This is a genomic window from Mycobacterium sp. TH-M25 (assembly GCF_057473665.1).
On record NZ_JBYCLA010000464.1, the window covers coordinates 1 to 4,234 of the forward strand.

At 62.2% G+C, this 4,234-nt stretch carries 2 protein-coding genes; one reads left to right on the forward strand and one right to left on the reverse strand.

What is annotated here, in order from left to right; all coding sequences use genetic code 11:
- Positions 1-93 precede the first annotated feature (93 nt).
- Entirely contained in the window at positions 94-660 is a 567-nt protein-coding gene (locus AC2VOU_RS15720; protein ID WP_047313887.1) for a class I SAM-dependent methyltransferase, read from the forward strand.
- Between the two features lie 61 nt (positions 661-721).
- Here AC2VOU_RS15720 and ileS read toward each other — a convergent pair whose 3' ends face one another.
- Entirely contained in the window at positions 722-3,877 is a 3,156-nt protein-coding gene (ileS, locus tag AC2VOU_RS15725) for an isoleucine--tRNA ligase (RefSeq protein ID WP_047313886.1), read from the reverse strand.
- Positions 3,878-4,234 lie beyond the last annotated feature (357 nt).

A 4,234-nucleotide genomic window follows, 5' to 3' on the forward strand; every position in this document is an offset into this window, starting at 1 on the left:
GAACGCGTCCATATCCAGGTGCAGCACCCAACGGGACTCCACACCTGGCAATAATATTGGGGGCTATGGGCGATTGGTCTAACGTCGGTGGGTATGCCCATGAACCTCTGCCATCGGTTGTGCTGCAATTCGGACCACTGGGCCAAGGAAGTCGAAGGCCGGCTGTTGCCCTGGGTGCTCGCCGGCGTGCAGCTCGGCGACAACACTCTCGAGATCGGACCGGGGTACGGCGCATTTCTGCGGGTGCTAGTCGACAAGACGCCGCGACTCACCGCCGTCGAGATCGATACGGCGATGGCCCAGCGACTACAACGGCGCTACGGCGAGCGCGCGCGGATCATCAACGCAGACGGCACCGATACCGGATTGCCGAGCAACGAGTTCAGCTCGGTGGTGTCGTTCACCATGCTGCACCACGTCCCGACCACGGAGCGGCAAGATCGACTGTTCGCAGAAGCCTTCCGGGTGCTTCGCCCCGGCGGCGTCTTCGCCGGCAGCGACAGCGTAACCTCGCTGCCCTTCCGTATCCTGCATTTCCGCGACACCTGCAATCCGGTGTCGCCGGAGACGCTGCCGGATCGCTTGCGCGCAACCGGGTTTCATGACGTTGACGTTGACGTCCGGCACGGCGCGCAGCGCTGGCGCGCGGTCAAGCCTTAGTTACGAAAGTGCAACTACTGACGGTTCCGCACAAATGCGTCGCGGAATGTACTTTCGCGACTCACGCCTTAGCGATCTTGACGCGGACGCCGTCGCCGATCGCGACGGCGTCCGGTCCTGGCTCGGCGAACTGGAAACTAGTAGCGAGTATCTCCCCCGCGACGAGTTTGGCGTGGGTGCGCGCCCAGTCGGCCCGCTCGGCCGGCACCGACATCAGCACCCGGATGCGATCGGAGACGTCCAGCCCAGTCGACTTACGCAACTCCTGCAGTTCGCGGATCCGGTCCTTGGCCCAGCCTTCCGCCTCCAGCTCGGGGGTCACCGTGCCGTCCAACACCACCAGACCGGCCCCATCGGGCAGCTCCGCGGTGAATTCCGGGTCGGCGGCCACCAACCGCGAGCTGTACTCGTCAGGTTGCAGCACGACCGGCCCGGCGGTCAGGGTGCCGTCGGGGTTGACGACGCCTTCTCCCGCCTTGACCGCTTTGATGGCGGCCTGCACCTCCTTACCCAACCGCGGCCCGGCCGCTCGAGCGTTGACGGTGAGCTCAAATCGGCCGTAGGTGTCGATCGCATCAGTCAGTGCTACCTGCTTAACGTTAAGCTCATCGCCGATCAAGTCAACGTAGGGCTTTAGACGCTGCGGACTATCCACTGCCACAATAAGTTTCAGAAGAGGCAAGCGCACCCGAAGCTTCTTGGCCTTGCGCAGCGACGACGCCGCCGAACACACTTCCCGGACCTGATCCATCGCGGCGACCAGGTCCGGGTCGGCGGGTAGCTCGTTGGCTTGCGGCCAGTCGGTCAGGTGTACCGAACGCCCACCGGTGACACTGCGCCAAATAACCTCGGTAATCAGCGGGAGCAGTGGCGCAGCCAGCCTGGCGGTCACTTCCAGCACGGTATGCAGGGTATCGATAGCATCAACATCTTCGTCCCAGAACCGCGAACGTGACCGTCGCACATACCAATTCGTCAGCGCTTCGGTGAACTGGCGAAGCTGTTCGCAGGCCCCAGAGATATCGCAGACCTCCATCGCATGACTGAGGTCATCACGCAGTACCGCCAGTTTCGCTAGAATATAACGGTCCAGCACATGCGACGAATCCGTACGCCAAGTACCGACTTTCGGCGCATAAAGGGCCAAAAAGCTGTAGGCGTTCCACAACGGCAGCAGCACCTGTCGCACGCCGTCGCGGATTCCGGGTTCGGTGACGATCAGGTTGCCGCCGCGCAGGATCGGCGAGGCCATCAAGAACCACCGCATGGCATCGGAGCCGTCGCGGTCAAACACCTCGGTGACGTCCGGGTAGTTGCGCAACGACTTGCTCATCTTCTGACCGTCGGAACCCAGCACAATCCCATGCGCTACACAGGTTTTGAATGCCGGACGATCAAAGAGTGCGGTAGCCAGCACATGTAGTGTATAGAACCAACCGCGGGTCTGACCAATGTACTCGACGATGAAGTCGCCAGGGTAATGACCATCGAACCAGTCATCGTTTTCAAACGGGTAGTGCACCTGGGCATAGGGCATGGAACCTGAGTCGAACCACACATCGAGCACATCTGGGATCCGTCGCATGGTGCTCATGCCGGTAGGGTCGTCGGGGTTGGGCCGGGTGAGCTCGTCGATGTAGGGACGATGCAGATTCGTGGGACGCACCCCGAAGTCGCGCTCCAGCTCATCCAAGCTGCCGTATACATCGATTCTCGGGTGCGCCGGATCATCCGACTTCCACACCGGGATTGGGGTGCCCCAGTAGCGGTTTCGTGAGATGGACCAGTCGCGGGCGCCCTGCAGCCACTTACCGAACTGGCCGTCCTTGACGTGCTCGGGATACCAGGTGATCTGTTGGTTCAGTTCCACCATCCGGTCCCGGAATTCCGTCACCGTGACAAACCATGACGAGACCGCGCGGTAGATCAGCGGATTGCGGCATCGCCAGCAGTGCGGGTATGGGTGCTCGTAGGTTTCGTGGCGAAGCAATACCGCGCCGTTCACCGCCGCCGGGCCACTCTGGCTCTTCAGGTCACGGATGATCTGGGCGTTGGCCGCAAAGACGTGTTGCCCTTGGTAATCGGGCACAGTGGCGTCGAAGCGGCCGTTAGCGTCGACCGGCGTGACCGGAACGATGCCGACCTGGTCGGCGGTCGCCATGTCGTCTTCACCGTAGGCAGGCGCCATGTGGACGATGCCGGTGCCGTCATCAGTGGTCACGAAGTCACCTGGGAGCACCTGAAATGCCTTGGCGTTCCCTTTCTTTGGGTCCATGAAATACGGGAACGGCGGCAGGTAGTGCCTGCCCAGCAGGTCGGCGCCACGATAAGCGCCGAGCACCTCGGGTTCGTCACCCAGCTCTCGGGCATAGGCGGCCAGCCGCGCCTCGGCCAGCACGAAACGACGATCGCCGACCCGGACCTGGACGTAAGTGACGTCCGGGTTAACCGCAACGGCCAGGTTTGACGGCAGGGTCCACGGCGTCGTCGTCCACACCAAAAGGTAAGCGCCGACTAGGTCCTCATCGTCACCGCCCACCACCTTGAAGCCCACCGTGAGCGCTGGGTCCTGACGGCTTTGATAGACGTCGTCGTCCATCCGCAGTTCGTGGTTGGATAGCGGAGTTTCGTCGCGCCAGCAGTACGGCAACACCCGATAACCCTCATAGGCCAGGCCCTTGTCCCACAGCTGTTTGAACGCCCAGATCACCGACTCCATGTAGGACAGGTCGAGTGTCTTGTAGTCGTTATCGAAGTCGACCCAGCGTGCCTGGCGGGTCACATACGTCTGCCATTCGTCGGTGTAGCGCAATACCGATTCGCGGCAGGCTTCGTTGAACGCGGCAATGCCCATGGCGTCGATCTGGGATTTGTCGGTGATACCCAGCTGCCGCTCAACTTCGAGTTCGGCAGGCAGCCCGTGCGTGTCCCAACCAAAGCGGCGCTCCACCTTATAGCCAGACATGGTGCGGTAGCGCGGCACGATGTCCTTCACATAGCCGGTGAGCAGGTGCCCGTAATGCGGGAGACCATTGGCGAAGGGGGGCCCGTCATAGAACACGTACTCGGGGGCGTCGTCGCGGCGGGCGATGCTGGCCCGAAAGGTGTCGTCGCTAGACCAATAATCGAGAACCTGGGCTTCCAGCGCGGGAAAATCTGGGGATCCGCCGCGCTGGTCGGCGCCCAGATCAGTGCGCGGGTAGGCGCTGTCAGTCATCCGTCTCCTGTGCCATATACGCAACTAGGCACGGGGACGACGACGCGCCGGGTGCGCGAGCGCCGCGGTACCACCCCGCTTGCCGCGCGCTGACGCACGGCCACTCATTCAAGGGCTGTAACGGGCCCACCCGTTCGGTTCTACTGGGCTGCTACTAGGACGTAGCGCTGTTCTTCCGAAGGCTAACCGGTGATGGCCGGATCGATGCCGTTGCAGACGATTCTACTGGTCCGCGCGGGTTGTGACACCACCGCTGCGGCGAGGCGAGACCAGGAAAAGTTAAATGCTCGCGAAACGCGAATCCAACGACCAAGAATCGTCTAGGCTCAGCTAAGTCTCAGGTAGCCGACGTCACTA

What these genes read in the sequence shown, in the direction of transcription:
- AC2VOU_RS15720 (WP_047313887.1), top strand. Translation starts at nt 94, where the DNA reads ATGCCCATGAACCTCTGCCATCGGTTGTGCTGCAATTCGGACCACTGG.
- ileS (WP_047313886.1), bottom strand. Translation starts at nt 3,877, where the DNA reads ATGACTGACAGCGCCTACCCGCGCACTGATCTGGGCGCCGACCAGCGC.